Origin of the sequence: Sphingomonas sp. UV9, assembly GCF_004101245.1 — a bacterium.
Taxonomy (GTDB): domain Bacteria; phylum Pseudomonadota; class Alphaproteobacteria; order Sphingomonadales; family Sphingomonadaceae; genus Sphingomonas.
The window spans coordinates 272088-286768 of sequence record NZ_SCIN01000001.1 but is presented as its reverse complement, the minus strand read 5'-3'; the positions used below and the strand labels follow the sequence as shown (position 1 = coordinate 286768).

17 protein-coding genes are annotated in these 14681 nt (G+C 66.3%); 11 read left to right on the top strand and 6 right to left on the bottom strand.

The window, feature by feature from the left end; genetic code table 11:
• Positions 1 to 85 precede the first annotated feature (85 nt).
• From hmgA to EQZ23_RS01120, 4 genes are read left to right on the top strand one after another with little or no spacing between them, the layout of a single operon-like run.
• On the top strand, positions 86 to 1426 hold the full coding sequence (hmgA, locus tag EQZ23_RS01135) for a homogentisate 1,2-dioxygenase (RefSeq protein WP_128452653.1): 1341 nt from the start codon (positions 86 to 88) through the stop codon (positions 1424 to 1426).
• Complete coding sequence (gene maiA, locus EQZ23_RS01130) at positions 1423 to 2067, top strand: maleylacetoacetate isomerase (RefSeq protein WP_206364142.1); 645 nt, start codon at positions 1423 to 1425, stop codon at positions 2065 to 2067. The genes hmgA and maiA overlap by 4 nt, the downstream gene beginning before the upstream one ends.
• Positions 2064 to 2429 carry a Rieske (2Fe-2S) protein gene (locus EQZ23_RS01125; RefSeq protein ID WP_128452652.1) on the top strand — a complete coding sequence of 122 codons (366 nt, stop codon included), beginning with the start codon at positions 2064 to 2066 and terminating at the stop codon, positions 2427 to 2429. Before maiA ends, EQZ23_RS01125 begins: the two co-directional genes overlap by 4 nt.
• 54 nt (positions 2430 to 2483) lie before the next feature.
• Positions 2484 to 3440, top strand: coding sequence for a rhodanese-related sulfurtransferase (locus EQZ23_RS01120; protein ID WP_128452651.1), 957 nt, complete (start codon positions 2484 to 2486; stop codon positions 3438 to 3440).
• 118 nt (positions 3441 to 3558) lie between these two features.
• Here the strand turns inward: EQZ23_RS01120 and EQZ23_RS01115 are convergent, their stop codons facing one another.
• From EQZ23_RS01115 to EQZ23_RS01100, 4 genes are read right to left on the bottom strand one after another with little or no spacing between them, the layout of a single operon-like run.
• Positions 3559 to 4071 (bottom strand): ankyrin repeat domain-containing protein, encoded by a 513-nt coding sequence (locus tag EQZ23_RS01115; RefSeq protein WP_128452650.1) that lies wholly within the window; start codon positions 4069 to 4071, stop codon positions 3559 to 3561.
• Positions 4064 to 5233, bottom strand: a complete 1170-nt coding sequence (locus tag EQZ23_RS01110) for a glutathionylspermidine synthase family protein (protein ID WP_128452649.1) — start codon at positions 5231 to 5233, stop codon at positions 4064 to 4066. Before EQZ23_RS01110 ends, EQZ23_RS01115 begins: the two co-directional genes overlap by 8 nt.
• Positions 5233 to 5982, bottom strand: coding sequence for a PspA/IM30 family protein (locus EQZ23_RS01105; RefSeq protein ID WP_128452648.1), 750 nt, complete (start codon positions 5980 to 5982; stop codon positions 5233 to 5235). The genes EQZ23_RS01110 and EQZ23_RS01105 overlap by 1 nt, the downstream gene beginning before the upstream one ends.
• Positions 5983 to 6007: 25 nt before the next feature.
• Positions 6008 to 6442: a YjfI family protein gene (locus EQZ23_RS01100; protein ID WP_206364141.1), complete on the bottom strand. Its 435-nt coding sequence runs from the start codon at positions 6440 to 6442 to the stop codon at positions 6008 to 6010.
• A gap of 128 nt (positions 6443 to 6570) precedes the next feature.
• Here EQZ23_RS01100 and EQZ23_RS01095 point away from each other — a divergent pair, with 128 nt between their 5' ends.
• From EQZ23_RS01095 to EQZ23_RS01085, 3 genes are read left to right on the top strand one after another with little or no spacing between them, the layout of a single operon-like run.
• Positions 6571 to 7212: a DUF2491 family protein gene (locus tag EQZ23_RS01095; RefSeq protein WP_128452646.1), complete on the top strand. Its 642-nt coding sequence runs from the start codon at positions 6571 to 6573 to the stop codon at positions 7210 to 7212.
• A gap of 32 nt (positions 7213 to 7244) precedes the next feature.
• Positions 7245 to 7658, top strand: coding sequence for a DUF350 domain-containing protein (locus tag EQZ23_RS01090; RefSeq protein WP_128452645.1), 414 nt, complete (start codon positions 7245 to 7247; stop codon positions 7656 to 7658).
• Between the two features lie 10 nt (positions 7659 to 7668).
• Entirely contained in the window at positions 7669 to 8238 is a 570-nt protein-coding gene (locus EQZ23_RS01085; protein ID WP_128452644.1) for a DUF1190 domain-containing protein, read from the top strand.
• 46 nt (positions 8239 to 8284) lie between these two features.
• Here EQZ23_RS01085 and EQZ23_RS01080 read toward each other — a convergent pair whose 3' ends face one another.
• A complete protein-coding gene (locus EQZ23_RS01080) occupies positions 8285 to 8911 on the bottom strand; it encodes a glutathione S-transferase family protein (protein ID WP_128452643.1) in 627 nt (208 codons plus the stop codon).
• Between the two features lie 102 nt (positions 8912 to 9013).
• On the opposite strand from EQZ23_RS01080, the gene EQZ23_RS01075 reads away from it, so the two are divergent.
• Positions 9014 to 10429 (top strand): dihydrolipoyl dehydrogenase, encoded by a 1416-nt coding sequence (locus EQZ23_RS01075; RefSeq protein ID WP_128452642.1) that lies wholly within the window; start codon positions 9014 to 9016, stop codon positions 10427 to 10429.
• A gap of 146 nt (positions 10430 to 10575) precedes the next feature.
• On the opposite strand, the gene EQZ23_RS01070 is transcribed toward EQZ23_RS01075, so the two are convergent.
• Entirely contained in the window at positions 10576 to 10776 is a 201-nt protein-coding gene (locus EQZ23_RS01070; protein ID WP_128452641.1) for a hypothetical protein, read from the bottom strand.
• Positions 10777 to 10875: 99 nt separating this feature from the next.
• Between EQZ23_RS01070 and paoA the strand changes: the two genes are divergently transcribed.
• The 3 genes from paoA to paoC are packed head-to-tail and all read left to right on the top strand — an operon-like array spanning position 10876 to position 14677.
• Positions 10876 to 11532, top strand: a complete 657-nt coding sequence (gene paoA, locus EQZ23_RS01065; protein WP_128452640.1) for an aldehyde dehydrogenase iron-sulfur subunit PaoA — start codon at positions 10876 to 10878, stop codon at positions 11530 to 11532.
• Positions 11529 to 12479, top strand: coding sequence for a xanthine dehydrogenase family protein subunit M (locus EQZ23_RS01060; RefSeq protein ID WP_128452639.1), 951 nt, complete (start codon positions 11529 to 11531; stop codon positions 12477 to 12479). Before paoA ends, EQZ23_RS01060 begins: the two co-directional genes overlap by 4 nt.
• Positions 12480 to 12484: 5 nt before the next feature.
• Positions 12485 to 14677, top strand: a complete 2193-nt coding sequence (paoC, locus tag EQZ23_RS01055; RefSeq protein WP_128452638.1) for an aldehyde oxidoreductase molybdenum-binding subunit PaoC — start codon at positions 12485 to 12487, stop codon at positions 14675 to 14677.
• Positions 14678 to 14681 lie beyond the last annotated feature (4 nt).

Sequence of the window (14681 nt, the reverse complement as noted above, 5' to 3'; positions counted from 1 at the left end):
GGCACCTCGTCCTTTTGGTCGAGGTTAGAAGTTTGAACGGCCGGCGGTTCGGGCGTTGATCGGAACAGGTGACGGAGAGGAAGCCATGACAATCCACCAGCCGACCAACGCCGCAGGCGAGACCGCCGGCCAGAGCGAGCCCGACCCCAACGAATACCTCCCCGGCTTCGGCAATCACGTATCGACCGAGGCTGTCGCCGGCGCACTGCCGATCGGCCGTAACTCCCCCCAGCGTCCCGCCTTCGGGCTTTATACCGAGCAGCTCTCCGGCACCGCCTTCACGGCGCCGCGTCACGAGAACCGCCGCAGCTGGCTCTACCGGATGCGCCCGACCGCCGAGCATCCGCCGTTCGAGCGCTATACCGGCGCCAAGCGGTTCGCGCCCGGCACCACCGACGCGCCGCTCGCGCCCAACCGGCTGCGCTGGGACCCGATCGCGTCCCCCGCGCCGGGCACCGACCTGATCGACGGCATGACGACGATGCTCGCCAACCGCGATCCCGCCGATCTCGAAGGCGTTGCGCTCCACGTCTATGCGGCCAACACCGACATGACCGACCGCGTGTTCATGGATGCGGACGGCGAATTGCTGTTCGTGCCGCAGAGCGGACGGCTGCGGTTGCTGACCGAGCTCGGGCGGATCGATATCGCCCCCGGCCAGATCGCGCTGATCCCCCGCGGCGTCCGCTTCCGCGCCGAACTCCCCGATGGCGAGGCGCGCGGTTATGTCGCGGAGAATTACGGCGCGCTGTTCCGCCTGCCCGATCTCGGGCCGATCGGTGCCAACGGCCTCGCCAACCCGCGCGATTTCGAAACGCCGGTCGCGTGGTTCGAGGATCGTGACGAACCGGTCGAGGTCGTCCAGAAGTTCATGGGCGCGCTGTGGACCACGACGCTCGATCACTCGCCGCTCGACGTCGTCGCGTGGCACGGCAACCTTGCGCCGTGGCGCTATGACCTGTCGCGGTTCAACACGATCAACACGGTCAGCTTCGATCATCCCGATCCGTCGATCTTCACGGTGCTGACCTCGCCTAGCGACGTGCCCGGCCGCGCCAACGCCGATTTCGTGATCTTCCCGCCGCGTTGGATGGTCGCGGAGGGCACGTTCCGCCCGCCCTGGTTCCACCGCAACGTCATGTCGGAGGCGATGGGGCTCATCACGGGCGCGTACGACGCCAAGGCCGAGGGTTTCGCGCCGGGCGGTATCTCGCTGCACAATCTGATGTCCGGCCACGGTCCGGACCTTGCAAGCTGGCAGGGCGCGAGTGCCGCGGACCTCAAGCCGCACAAGATCGAGGGCACGATGGCGTTCATGCTCGAAAGCTGCTGGCCCTACGCGCCGACCACCTATGCGCTTGAGCATGCGCAGCTCGATTACGACACGGTCTGGTCGGATTTCCCGAAGGCGGTGCTGCCGAAGTGAGCCTGACTCTGCACGGCTATTGGCGCTCGACCACCGCCTACCGCGTTCGCATCGCGCTGGCGTTGAAGGGGGTCGAGTATGCGCAGGTCACGCACGACCTGCGCACCGGGGCGCAGCGCGAGGGCGGATACCGGGCGCTGAACCCGCAAGGCTTGGTGCCGGCTTTGGATGTTGATGGCGCGGTCCTGACGCAGAGCCCGGCAATCCTCGAATGGATCGACGAGACCTATCCCGAACCTCCGTTGTTACCGTCCGATGCGACCGGGCGGGCTGTCGTTCGCGCGATGGCGGCGACCATCGCCTGCGACATTCACCCGGTGAACAATCTGCGCATTCTGACCACGCTGCGCGCCGGGCTGGGGGCCGACGAGGCGGCCGTGAACCGCTGGATCGCACGCTGGATCGGCGACGGGTTTGCGGCGCTGGAGACGTCTATCGCGCGGCACGGCGACGGCTTCGCGTTCGGTGCGACGCTGACGATCGCCGACTGTCATCTGGTGCCACAGGTCTATTCGGCCGAGCGGTTCGCGGTCGATCTCTCCCCCTATCCGCATCTTAAAGCTGCAGCCGATACCGCCCGCGCCCTCCCCGCCTTCGTCGACGCGCATCCGGACCGGCAACCCGACTCCGACCCAACATGAGCGACGGCGAGCGGCTGACCGCGACGCCTGGCGGGATTAAACTTGCACCGCTCGACGCCGTCGCCGAGGGCAAGGCGCGGAATTTCGTGCTGCAGATGCGCGCCGGTCGCTTTCATGGCTTCGTCGTGCGCAAGGACGACGCGGTGTTCGGCTATGTCGACCGCTGTCCGCACATGGGGTTGCCGCTTGCGCAGGTGCTCGACGAGTATCTCACGCCGCGTGGCGATTTGATCGCGTGCAGTTGGCATTCGGCGTTGTTCGAAATCGAGAGCGGCGCGTGCGTTGGCGGACCGTGTGGTGGCGCGCGCCTGACACCTTGGCCGGTCGCCGTAGTCGAAGGCATGATCGTCACCACAGGCTGACGCCGGTGCCGCGTTGCGCTAAGGGACGGCGCTTCACCCCTGCATGATAGACCGATGACCGAAACCCTGCCCATCCGCGTCGTGGCGCTGTACCGCTTCACGCCGTTTCCCGACATTGCCGCGATCCAAGCGCCGCTCGCGCTCGCCTGCTGTTCCAACGGGGTGAAGGGGACGCTGCTGCTCGCGGCCGAGGGGATCAATGGCACGATCGCCGGGTCCGAAGCCGGGATCGACGCAGTCCTCGCGCATATCCGCGCGCTGCCGGGCTGTGCCGACCTCGACGTCAAGGAATCGGGCGCGGAGACGATGCCGTTCCACCGTATGAAGGTCCGGCTGAAGCGCGAGATCGTGACGATGGGCGAGCCCGCGATCGATCCGCTGGAGGGCGTCGGCCATTATGTCGAGCCGGTGGACTGGAACGCGCTGATCGCCGAGCCGGGGACGATCGTGATCGATACGCGCAACGATTATGAGGTCGCGGTCGGCACGTTCGCCGGTGCGGTCGATCCGCAGACGCGGACGTTCCGGGACTTTCCGGCCTGGTTTCGGGAGCACCGCGAAGAACTGGTCGGCAACGGGCCGCCACCGAAGATCGCGATGTTCTGCACCGGTGGCATACGCTGCGAGAAGTCGACCGCGTTCCTGAAGTCCGAAGGGCTCGACGAGGTCTATCACCTCAAGGGCGGCATCCTGAAATATCTCGAAACCGTGCCTGAGGCAGAGAGCCTTTGGGAAGGCGAATGCTTCGTCTTCGATCAGCGGGTTGCGGTTGGCCATGGGCTTGCACCGGGGACGCATGCGCTGTGTCACGCGTGCCGGATGCCGGTGAGCGTGGAGGATCGTGCCTCGCCGCTCTACGTCGAGGGGATTAGCTGCGCGGCGTGCCACGATGCACGAGACGAGATTCAGCGGGCTGGCTATGCGGAGCGCGAGCGGCAGGTTCGGCTCGCTGAGGCTCGGGGCGAGACACATGTCGGGGCTGTTCTGGCAAAGGCGCACGAGCCGGATTAGCCCCCCCCGGCGAAGGCCGAGGCCCAATTGGAGGCCGGCAATGCCTACGCGCAGTCCCTCGTTACTGCGACCTGTCCCCTTGGGCCCCGGCCTTCGCCGGGGTGGTGGCCCTCAGGTACTAAGCCGAAAACCGCGCCGCCAGATCCGCATTACCCTGCGACACCGCCAGCGAATGCACGCTATTCCCGGCCGCATCGGCAATCGCCGGATCCGCGCCATGCCCCAGCAAAAGATCGATAATCGCTTTTCGGTCCACCAGCGCCGCCATCATCAGTGCGGTCTGGCCGACCGCATTCCGCCGGTTCACGTCGGCGCCAGCATCGAGCAGTAGCTGGGCGATCTCGGTATAGCCCTTGAAGCAGACGCCCATCAGTGCGGTGTTGCCTCGCGCATCCGCAGCGCCGTCGACCTGCGCGCCGGCGGCCAGCAGAACCGCGGTGGCTTCGACTTGGCCGTTGTAGCTGGCGATCACGAGTGGCGTGTAGCCCTTCGCATCGGTCGTCTCGATATCCACGCCCGCCTGCAACAGCGCCGGGATCATCTCGCCGCGCCCCGTCCGCGCGGCATCGAACATCAGTTCGACCAGCCGCTCCATCGGCGGCAACGGGGGTAGCTCACGCGCGTCAGTCATCATTCGCCTCGATGATATGCGGCACGAACCGCGCGAAATTGCGCGTCACGACCGTTTCATCCTCGCGAACGCCGATCCCAGCCGCTTCGTTGCCCACGACCCACGCGCCGATCACCGGGTGGCGACCGTCGAACACGGGCGGCGGCGCATAGGCCTGGCGGATGGCACCCTCGGCACCATAGCCCTGGTCGAGCACCGCGTGCCCACCCTCGCCGATCACCTCGACGTTGGCCCCCTCGCGCGAGAACAGGGGTTTGCGCACATATTTCGGCCCGAGGATCTTGGCCGCAGGATCGTCGTCGAAGAACGCGGGCAACAGGTTCGGATGCTCGGCATGCCGCTCCCACAGCAGCGGCAGAATGCCCTTGTTCGACAGGATCGACTTCCACGCCGGCTCGATCCAGCGGACATCGGCGCGCGACAGGTTCGGCGCATAGGGCTCGCGGAGCATGAACTCCCACGGGTACAGCTTGAACGCCGCCTGCACCTCGAAGCCGTCGGTGTCGATGAACCGCCCGTCCGCGGCGAGGCCGATATCCTTCATCTCGACGAACTTGGGCTCGATCCCGACCTGGCTCGCCAGATCCTCGAAGAACCGCACCGTCTGGCGGTCCTCGATCGCCGACGCATCGGCGGCGAAGTGGACGAACCCGCCACTCGGGAACAGCGCGCGGAACCGCTCGCGGAGCTTGTCGAACAGGCTGTTGAACTGGTCCGTCCCCGCCGGCAGCTTGCCGCTCGCGAGCAGATCCTCGAGCCACATCCACTGGAACGTCGCGCATTCGAACACCGAGGTCGGCGTGTCGGCGTTATATTCGTAGAGCTTTGCCGGACCCGTCCCGTCATAGGCAAAGTCGAACCGACCATACAGCGACGGCTGACGCGTCCGCCACGTCTCCGCAACGTAATTCCACTGCTCGCGCGGGATCGCGAGCCGCTCCATCAACTGCTGGTCGCGAACCACCTCGTCGACCAGATCGAGGCACATCGCGTGCAGCTGTTCCGCCGCGGGCTCGAGGTCGTCCTCGATTTCTGCCAGCGTGAAGGCGTACGCCGCGCCCTCGTCCCAATAGGGTTCGCCGTCGGTGTCGTGATAGACGAACCCGATCGCGTCGGCCCGGTCGCGCCAGTCGCCGCGCGGGTCGACCGCGATCCGGCGCATCAGGAGTCCGACGTCTTGGTGTCGTCGCGCTGGCCGATCTGCAAGGTCTGGCCGAGCTCCGGCGTCTTTGGCGCGGTCAGGCGCGCGAGCACGTCGTCCGCCGACGACTGGCCCGGCCCGATGCCCGCGAGCCGCAGCTTTTCGTCGAGATCGGCACCAGTGCGACGATCCTCCAGTTCGCCCGCCGCCTTGATCCGCTCGCCACGGATCGCCTGACGCTCGCGAATGCGCGCAAGGCTATCCGCAGCCGAGCCGAGCTTGTTGCCCGCGCCCATGCTGCCCGACGCGACCGAGGCCTGCGCCTTCTGCACCGACTCGTTGACCTTGACGACCTCGACCTCGCGGCGGAGCTGCTCGATCTTGCGGTCGGTCTGTGCGACGGCAGTGTGGATCTGCTCCTCGGCGGACCGCATGTCCTCGACCTGCGGGGTCTTCAGCGCAATGTCCTGTTCGAGATCGGCGATCCGCTGGGCGACCTGGCGCGCGAGGTCCATATTGCCCTTCTCGACCGCGATGCGCGCCGACGCCTCATACTTCGCAGCCTGCGCGCGGAAGCTCTCGACCTCGGTTTCGAGGATGCGGCGGCGCGCGACCAGCCCTGCGAGATCGTCGCGCGCCTTCCCCTGTGCCTTGTCGGCATCGCGGATTTCCTGGTCGAGGATGCGCAGCGCGTTGGCATCGACGACCGCCGAGCCCGCTTCGTGCGCGCCGGCACGACCGAGGGTGAAAAGCTTGCTCCAGATGGCCATGCCAGTCTCTCCGTTTGTATCTAGTTCAGGCGGCAGGGATGTGCGCGTGGCGCAAATCGGTGGCCGCATCGATCGCGTTCTCGGCAAGCGTGCGCAGTTCGATGATCACGGTATCGAGCCGGCTCGACGTCGCAAGTTCGCCGAACAGCTCGTAATAATCGCGGCCGTCGACGGTGCCGATCCCGAAATTCGACAGCGGCACCAGCTTCTGCGATTTCAGCAGGAAGGTGTTGAACGCCAACTCGTCCTCCTGCTCGTCGCACGGCCAAAGCAGGGTCGAGCACGCGATCTGCGCCTCGCTGACGTTGACGAACAGTTCGAGGTCGCCGTGATGGTGCATCGTCACCAGCAATACCGGGTCCGCGCCTTCCAGGATTCGCGCGGTGAATTCGCCCATCTTCGCAGGCTCGGACGTATCGAGCGCGGCCTTCAGGCTGCGGACGGTCCAGATGTCGGTCAATGCAAGAACTCCCGTGCTTGTCGCTCGGTCAGACACATAGGCGCGGGCAGCGGGCACGCCAATGGCGCTTTGCGACGGCCCGCGCTTTGCCCTATGCAGGAGGCCAACCATACAGACGCGAGGATTGCATGTTCGATCGCCTGTTCGGCCGCAAGCAACCGCTTGAGAGCGCCGGACTTCCCGTCATCCGCAACGTGACGCTTGGGCGCACGGTGACGGTCGATCCGCTCGCCTGGCGCCGGTTCGGGGACGAACTCCTGTTCCCGTTCGACCGCGATACGCTGGTGATCGTCGCGCAGGGACTGATCGACCTGAACGAAGGCGGCTTCGTCCACCGGTTCTACACCGACGACGACATCATGTTCCAGGCGGTGTCGAACGACCGCGCCGGGCAGGACGTCACCGACGTCACGCTGTTCGCACCATGGGACAGCAGCTACCCGTCGTCTGCCGCCGAGCGCCCGGCGTGGAAGAGCCGCCTCAAGGCGCGCACCTTCACCGCCGAAGGCCTTCCCGAATACGGGCGTTCCTGGTTCGGTCCCGAGGCCAGCGAGCAGGAGCCCGTGACGTTCTGGGAGGACCTCCACGACGACCGCGACGGGATCGTCGATCGCCGCATCTTCCAAACCTGCATGTTGTTCAGCCGCGACCTGCCCGGCGACGACGGCCGCGAACTGCTGCTCGCGATCGACATGGAGACCGAGTCCGGCGACATCTCGTTCGAGATCATGCTGGGCGTGGCACTGGAACTCGGCGAGTTCAGGGCCTAGCGTCTGCGGCGAACGGCTCCGGGGGAAATGCCATGATCGACCAATACAGCTTCGGCGCGAGCGCGCTCGCCTTCCTGATCGCATTCGTCGCGGCGGGGGCGTTCACGATCGTCTTCAAGATCATCTTCCAGGCAACGACGCCGTATCACGAGAAATCGCTGATCCGCGAAGGCAACACGGCCGCTGCGATCACGCTGGGTGCGGCGTTGCTCGGCTATGTCCTGCCGCTGGCGTCGGCGCTGACGCATACCGTCACGCTGCTCGAATTCGCGATCTGGGCGTTGCTGGCGGGCGTGATCCAGATCGTCGCCGCGCTGGTCGTGCGGCGGCTGGTGATGCGCGACATCCACGACCGGATCGTCCGTGGCGACATCGCCGCCGCGACCTATATGGGGAGCATCTCGTTGTGCGTCGGCATCCTCAACGCCGCCTGCATGACGAATTGAGGAAGCATCGATGAAGCGTTCCAGAACGATCGTCCTGACCAGCCTGATCGCGGGCTCGGGTGTCTCGCTGACCGCGTGCGACGGCGATGTCGGCGGCAAACCCGTCGAGGCGCAAAGCTATGCGTCGGTTCAGGAATGCCGCGCGGCGGGTGCGTTGTCGGCGGTCCAGTGCGATACCGCGTTCGAACAGGCGAAGGCCGACGCCGCCAAGACCGCGCCGCGGTTCGAGGACAGGCAGACCTGCGAGGAACAGTTCGGCGCCGCGCAGTGCGAGCCGCGCAACAACGGCAGTGGCGGGAGTTTCTTCACGCCGCTGCTGACCGGCTTCCTGGTCGGGCAGGCGCTCAACGGTGGCTTCGGCAATCGCGGCGCGCCGATGTACCGCGACCGGAACGGCAATTACTACGGCGGCGCTGGCGGCCGTATCAACCGCGACTACGTCACCGGGCGAACCCGCGTCGGGTCCGACGCGTTCACGCCGACCACCGCTAGGGCCCCTGCCCGCGTCCAGTCACGCAGCTCCGTGATCTCGCGCGGCGGCTTCGGTGGCGGCTTCGGCGGGCGCAGCTTCGGGGGATAACGCGGGCGCCATCCCCCTTGCCGCCCGCCAGGATCGCTCGCCAGGATCAGCGGCGGGCGGGCATCAGCGGGCCACCGATCTCGGTGGCGGCGACGAACGCAGGTCGGGCGCGAAGGCGGTCGAGATACGCGGCAACGTCGGGGTGCTCCTTCAGCAGTCCGGCGCTTTCGGCGATAGCGAGGATGTAGCACATCTGGATGTCGGCCAGCATCAGCTGCTCGCCCATCAAATAGGGACCGTCACCGACGCCCGCGCCGATATAGTCGAGCGTCTTGATCACCTCGGGACCTGTGAACTTGGCGAGGCCGTCGGGCAATCCGCCCATCCGCTTGCCGAGCGAGGTCATCATGATCGGCAGCGATGCCGAGCTCTCGACATATTGCAGCCACTCGTCGTGGATCGCGGCCGTGTCGCTATCGACCGGCGGCGAGAAGCGGCGGTCGCCATAGCGCTCGTCGATGTACGACAGGATCGGTGCGCTCTCGGCCAGCGTCAGTGTGTCGTCGACGAGGACGGGCGCCTTGCCCAGTGGATGAATCGCCTTGAGCGCCGGCGGCGCGCGGAAATTCTCGTCACGCTCGTATTTCACGAGGTCGTATTCGATGCCGAGCTCTTCGAGCAGCCACAGGACGCGGATCGAGCGCGAGTAATTCAGGTGGTGGAGCGTTAACATAGGCGTCCTTCGACTAGGAATGTGTTGCACTGCGGAACGGCTGGGCCGCATCGAAGGTTTCGTGACGCGTGGCTCCGGAATTCTCCGGCAACGGAGAGACTCATGACGAAGCTGACCTGTGACGTGGCGATCATCGGTGCCGGGACCGCCGGGCTTGCCGCCGAACGTAGCGCGCGTCGCAACGGCGCCAGGACGATCCTGATCGACGAGGGCTTTGGCGGCACGACCTGCGCGAGCGTTGGGTGCATGCCTTCCAAGCTGTTGATCGCGGCCGGAAACGCGATGCACGCCGTGAAGCATGCGGGTGTGTTCGGGGTCGAGGCTTCGGGCAAGGTCGACGGCGTCGCGGTGATAGCGCGGGTTCGCAAGGAGCGCGATGCGTTCGTCGCCGGCGTCGAGGCCTCGATCGACAAACTGCCCGATGACGTGAAGATCGAAGCGCGGGCGACGTTCGCCGGAGCGACGATCCTGTCGTTAAGCGACGGGCGCGAAGTTCACGCCAAGGCGGTGGTGATCGCCACCGGGTCGAGCCCTGCGATCCCCGAAATGTTCGACGCGGTGCGTGACCGGGTGCTGACCAACGAGAGCATCTTCGCGTTGGAGGATCTGCCCGGCTCGATCGGCGTGGTCGGTGCGGGCGCACTCGGGCTCGAACTCGCGCAAGCGATGGCGCGGCTCGGGGTAGAGACGATGGTATTCGACATTGGTGAGACGATCGGTGGGCTGAAGGATCGCCACGTGGCCGAGGCGTATCACGCGATCCTGTCGCGGGAGATGCCGATCCTGCTCGGCGTCGATCTCGAAGCGGAACGCGAAGGCGACGGCGTTGCGCTGTCGTGGACGGGCTCGGCGACGGGGAAGAAGCGCTTCGACTATCTGCTCGTCGCGACCGGGCGGCCGCCGCAGATTAAGGGCATCGGGCTCGAAACGACCGGTCTCGCGCTCGATGAGCACGGGATGCCGGACTATGACTGCGAGACGATGCAGTGCGGCACCGCGCCGATCTTCATCGCGGGCGATGCGGATCATGATCGCGCTGTGCTGCACGAGGCGTCGTCCGAGGGCACGATCGCCGGGCGTAACGCGGCGAGCTATCCGGAGGTTACGCCGGGCACGCGGACCGTGCCGTTCGCGATCACCTTCACCCACCCCAATGTCGCGGTGATCGGCAGAATCGCGCAGGACGACGATGCCGACAGCGTGATCGGCACCGCATCATATGACGATCAGGGCCGCGCGAAGGTGGAGGCGTGCAATGCGGGGCTGGTACGGTTCTACGCCGATCGCCGCGATGGCCGGCTGACCGGGGCGACGATGGCAGGGCCCGCAGTCGAGCACAGCGCACACCTGATCGCCTGGGCGATCCAGAGCGGCTGGACCGCGACCGAGGTACTGGATCTGCCCTTCTATCACCCGACGTTCGAGGAGGGGATGAAGGGCGCATTGCGGTCGATCTGTGCTGAGGTTCACGCGCCGACGCCATCGGATCGCGATGACGGGTTTGTCCCGGGGACGTGAGCACCCAACGATCCTCCCCCGCAACGGGGAGGTGTCGCCGAAGGTGACGGAGGGGAGGTCACGGAACGGCTGTTTCCCTTTCCTCCCCCTCCGTCTGGCACGAGCCAGACACCTCCCCCTGGCGGGGGAGGATCCACATTGTGGCGTCATTCCTCCAGATCGAGATACCCGACGACGTCGTTCTCGGTTGCCAGATACAGTCCTGCCTGCACGTCTTCCTCCTGCCGAGCGGCGATCGTCAGAGCCTCCTCCAACGGACCGTAGAACAGCGTCGTCGCCGCCCCGCCCTCGCCGCTCTCGTCGAGGTGATAGAGCCGAACCGAGACGCTGGAAGAGATCGTACGCATTCCAATACCTTGCTCAAAAATTCGGCGGAACAAAACCGACACGGCTTGGCGCAACTTTGCCGCGCCTCGTCCGTTCGGTTAGCAGATACAGGGGTTTATATGCATCACGATGAAACTTTTCCGGTGTCGCGCCGTGGCGTGATCGCCGGCGGCGTCGCGTCGGCCACTTTGGCGGCCGCACCCGTCGCACAGGCGCAAACGCAAGACCAGGTTCAGGGCACGACGCAACCAGCGCCGCCGACCATGCCGGTCACGCTCAAGGTCAACGGCCGTACGACCAAGATCAATGTCGACACGCGCACCACGCTGCTCGACGCGCTCCGCGAGAATCTGAAGCTCACCGGCACCAAGAAGGGTTGCGACCACGGCCAGTGCGGCGCGTGCACGGTGATCGTCGAGGGTCGCCGGATCAACAGCTGCCTGACACTCGCCGTCATGCACGAAGGCGAAGAGATCACCACGATCGAGGGCCTCGGCACGCCCGAGAAGCTGCACGCGATGCAGGCGGCGTTCGTCAAGCATGACGGTTACCAGTGCGGCTATTGCACGCCGGGCCAGATCTGCTCGGCGGTCGCGACGCTCGGCGAGATCAAGGCGGGCATCCCCAGCCACGTCACCGGCGACATCGCTGCTCAGCCGACCGTCAGCACCGACGAGTTGCGCGAGCGGATGAGCGGCAACATCTGCCGTTGCGGTGCCTATTCCAACATCATCGACGCGATCCACGACGTCGCCGGTACGGAGCGCACGGCATGAAGGCCTTCACCTACGAGCGTGCGACCTCGGCGAAGGAAGCGGCCAGCGCCGCGGTCCGCACGCCGGGTGCGAAGTTCATCGCCGGCGGGACGAACCTGCTCGACCTGATGAAGCTCCAGATCGAGACGCCGCAGCATCTGATCGACGTCAACAGCCTCGGCCTCGACAAGATCGTGCCGACGTCGGACGGTGGTATCCGCATCGGTGCGCTCGTCCGCAACACCGATCTCGCCGCGGATGCACGCGTGCGGAAAGAGTATGGCGTGCTCAGCCGCGCGCTCGTGTCCGGCGCGTCGGGTCAGCTCCGCAACAAGGCGACGACCGCGGGCAATCTGCTCCAGCGGACGCGGTGCCCGTATTTCTACGATACCACCAAGCCTTGCAACAAGCGTCAGCCGGGCAGCGGCTGTGCGGCGATCGGCGGGTTCAACCGCAATCTCGCGATCATGGGCACGAGCGAGGCGTGCATCGCCACGCATCCGAGCGACATGGCGGTTGCCATGCGGGTGCTCGACGCGACCGTCGAGACGGTGAACGCGGCGGGCGAAACGCGCGCGATCCCGATCGCCGACTTCCACCGCCTGCCCGGGGCCACGCCAAATATCGAGACATCGCTCGCGCCGGGTGAGTTGATCACCGCGGTCACCTTGCCCAAGCCGATCGGTGGCACGCACATCTACCAGAAGGTGCGTGACCGCGCGTCCTATGCGTTCGCGCTGATATCGGTTGCGGCGGTGATCCAGCCGGGTGGCCGCGGGCGTCTCGCCTTCGGTGGTCTTGCCCACAAGCCATGGCGCGTCGAAGCGGCCGAGGCGCAGATGCCCAATGGCGCCAAGGCGACCGCATCGGCGGTCCTCGCCGGCGCCCGCACCACATCACAGAACGCGTTCAAGCTGCCGTTGGTCGAACGCACCATCGGCGCCGTGTTCGAAGAAGCGAAGGCCTGACGCCCATGAAGTTCGATACCCCCGCCACGGCGAACCCGACCGACCGCATGAAGGTGCTCGGCCAGCCGATCGACCGCGTCGACGGCAAGCTGAAGACCACCGGCACCGCGCATTACGCCTATGAGCGCAGCGATGTCGCGCCCGATGCGGCCTATGGCTATATCCTGGGTTCGGCGATCGCCAAGGGCCGGATCGAGAGCATCGACGACGCCGACGCGAAGGCTGCGCCCGGCGTGCTTGCCGTCGTCACCTACAAGAATGCCGGCACGGTCGCGAAGGCCAAGGCACATACCGCGCGGATGCTCGCAGGCCCCGACGTCCAGCATTACGACCAGGCGGTAGCCGTCGTCGTCGCCGAGACGTTCGAACAGGCCCGCGCCGCCGCCAAGCTGTTGCGCGTGACCTACGCGCGGACCGCCGGCAGCTTCGATCTGGAAGCGGTCAAGACATCGGCCACTAAGCCCAAGGACGGTACGCCCGACACCGCCGTCGGCAATTTCGCAGGGGCCTTCGCTAAGGCGGCCGTCAAGGTCGACGAGCGCTATACCACGCCCGACCAGAGCCATCAGATGATGGAGCCGCATTCGACCACGGCCGCCTGGAAGGGCGACAAGCTGACGCTGTGGACGTCGAACCAGATGATCAACTGGGCGGTCCGCGACATGAGCGAGACTCTGGGCATGGCGAAGGAGAATATCCACATCATGTCGCCCTATGTCGGCGGCGGCTTCGGTTCGAAGCTGTGGATCCGCAGCGATGCGGTGATGGCGGCGCTCGGATCGCGTGCGATCGGCGGGCGTCCGGTCAAGCTCGCGCTTGCGCGTCCGCAGGTGATGAACAACACCACGCATCGTCCTGCCACCATCCAGCGTCTCCGTATCGGTGCGCAGAAGGACGGCAAGATCACCGCGATCGCGCATGAGAGCTGGTCGGGCGACTTGCCGGGCGGAGGCCCCGAGACCGCGCCGAACGCGACGCGGCTTCTGTATGCGGGTGCCAACCGCATGACCGCGACGCGTCTCGCGGTGCTCGATCTCCCCGAAGGCAACGCGATGCGCGCGCCGGGCGAGGCGGTCGGCCTGCTCGCGCTCGAAGCGGCGATGGACGAGCTGGCCGAGAAGCTGAAGATGGACCCGGTCCAGCTGCGCATCATCAACGACACGCAGGTCGATCCCGAAAAGCCGTCGCGCCAATTCTCGCAGCGTGATCTGGTCGGCTGCCTGAAGACCGGCGCCGAACGTTTCGGCTGGGACAAGCGCAACCCCGTCCCCGGCCAGGTTCGCGACGGACGCTGGATGGTCGGCATGGGCATGGCGTCCGCGTTCCGCGACAACGTCACGATGAAATCCGGCGCGCGCGTCGGCGTCGACAAGAAGGGCGTCGTGACCGTCGCCACCGACATGACCGACATCGGCACCGGCAGCTACACGATCATCGCGCAGACCGCCGCCGAGCTGATGGGGGTGCCCATCGACAAGGTGATCGTCCTGCTTGGCGACAGCAGCTTCCCGGCCTCGTCGGGCTCGGGCGGCCAGTGGGGCGGCAACAGCTCGACCGCTGGCGTCTATGCGGCATGCATGGCGCTACGGGACTCGGTCGCGCGGAAGCTCGGCTTCAACTCGGCCGACGTCGTGTTCGAGGACGGCAAGGTGAAGTCCGGTAACCGTAGCGTATCGCTGTCGGAAGCCGCAGGCGATGCCGGCCTGTCCGCCGAGGACTCGATCGAGTTCGGTGACCTGACCAAGACCTATGCGCAGGCGACGTTCGGCGCGCACTTCGTCGAAGTCGGCGTCGACTCGGCGACCGGTGAGATCCGCGTTCGCCGGATGAGCGGGGCGTTTGCCGCCGGCCGTATCCTCAACCCGAAATCGGCCCGCAGCCAGGTGATCGGCGCGATGACGATGGGCGTCGGCGCGGCGCTGATGGAGGACGCGGTCGTCGACAAGCGGTTCGGTTATTTCGTCAATCACGACCTCGCCGAATATCACGTTCCCGCACACGCCGACATTCCTATGCAGGACGTGTTCTTCATGGACGAACTCGACGAGAAATCCTCGCCGATGAAGGCAAAGGGCATCGGCGAGCTCGGCCTGTGCGGCGTCGGCGCAGCCATCGCCAACGCGGTCTACAACGCCTGCGGCGTCCGCATCCGCGAATACCCGCTGACGCTCGACAAGGTCATCGGCAAGATGGCCTGACCGC

Excerpts from the sequence above, each read along its gene's own strand:
- EQZ23_RS01080 (WP_128452643.1), bottom strand. The coding sequence starts at position 8,911 with ATGTTAACGCTCCACCACCTGAATTACTCGCGCTCGATCCGCGTCCTG.
- paoC (WP_128452638.1), top strand. The coding sequence starts at position 12,485 with ATGAAGTTCGATACCCCCGCCACGGCGAACCCGACCGACCGCATGAAG.
- EQZ23_RS01075 (WP_128452642.1), top strand. The coding sequence starts at position 9,014 with ATGACGAAGCTGACCTGTGACGTGGCGATCATCGGTGCCGGGACCGCC.
- EQZ23_RS01120 (WP_128452651.1), top strand. The coding sequence starts at position 2,484 with ATGACCGAAACCCTGCCCATCCGCGTCGTGGCGCTGTACCGCTTCACG.
- EQZ23_RS01095 (WP_128452646.1), top strand. The coding sequence starts at position 6,571 with ATGTTCGATCGCCTGTTCGGCCGCAAGCAACCGCTTGAGAGCGCCGGA.
- EQZ23_RS01125 (WP_128452652.1), top strand. The coding sequence starts at position 2,064 with ATGAGCGACGGCGAGCGGCTGACCGCGACGCCTGGCGGGATTAAACTT.
- EQZ23_RS01085 (WP_128452644.1), top strand. The coding sequence starts at position 7,669 with ATGAAGCGTTCCAGAACGATCGTCCTGACCAGCCTGATCGCGGGCTCG.
- EQZ23_RS01115 (WP_128452650.1), bottom strand. The coding sequence starts at position 4,071 with ATGACTGACGCGCGTGAGCTACCCCCGTTGCCGCCGATGGAGCGGCTG.
- EQZ23_RS01090 (WP_128452645.1), top strand. The coding sequence starts at position 7,245 with ATGATCGACCAATACAGCTTCGGCGCGAGCGCGCTCGCCTTCCTGATC.
- EQZ23_RS01105 (WP_128452648.1), bottom strand. The coding sequence starts at position 5,982 with ATGGCCATCTGGAGCAAGCTTTTCACCCTCGGTCGTGCCGGCGCGCAC.
- hmgA (WP_128452653.1), top strand. The coding sequence starts at position 86 with ATGACAATCCACCAGCCGACCAACGCCGCAGGCGAGACCGCCGGCCAG.
- EQZ23_RS01110 (WP_128452649.1), bottom strand. The coding sequence starts at position 5,233 with ATGCGCCGGATCGCGGTCGACCCGCGCGGCGACTGGCGCGACCGGGCC.
- EQZ23_RS01070 (WP_128452641.1), bottom strand. The coding sequence starts at position 10,776 with ATGCGTACGATCTCTTCCAGCGTCTCGGTTCGGCTCTATCACCTCGAC.
- EQZ23_RS01060 (WP_128452639.1), top strand. The coding sequence starts at position 11,529 with ATGAAGGCCTTCACCTACGAGCGTGCGACCTCGGCGAAGGAAGCGGCC.
- paoA (WP_128452640.1), top strand. The coding sequence starts at position 10,876 with ATGCATCACGATGAAACTTTTCCGGTGTCGCGCCGTGGCGTGATCGCC.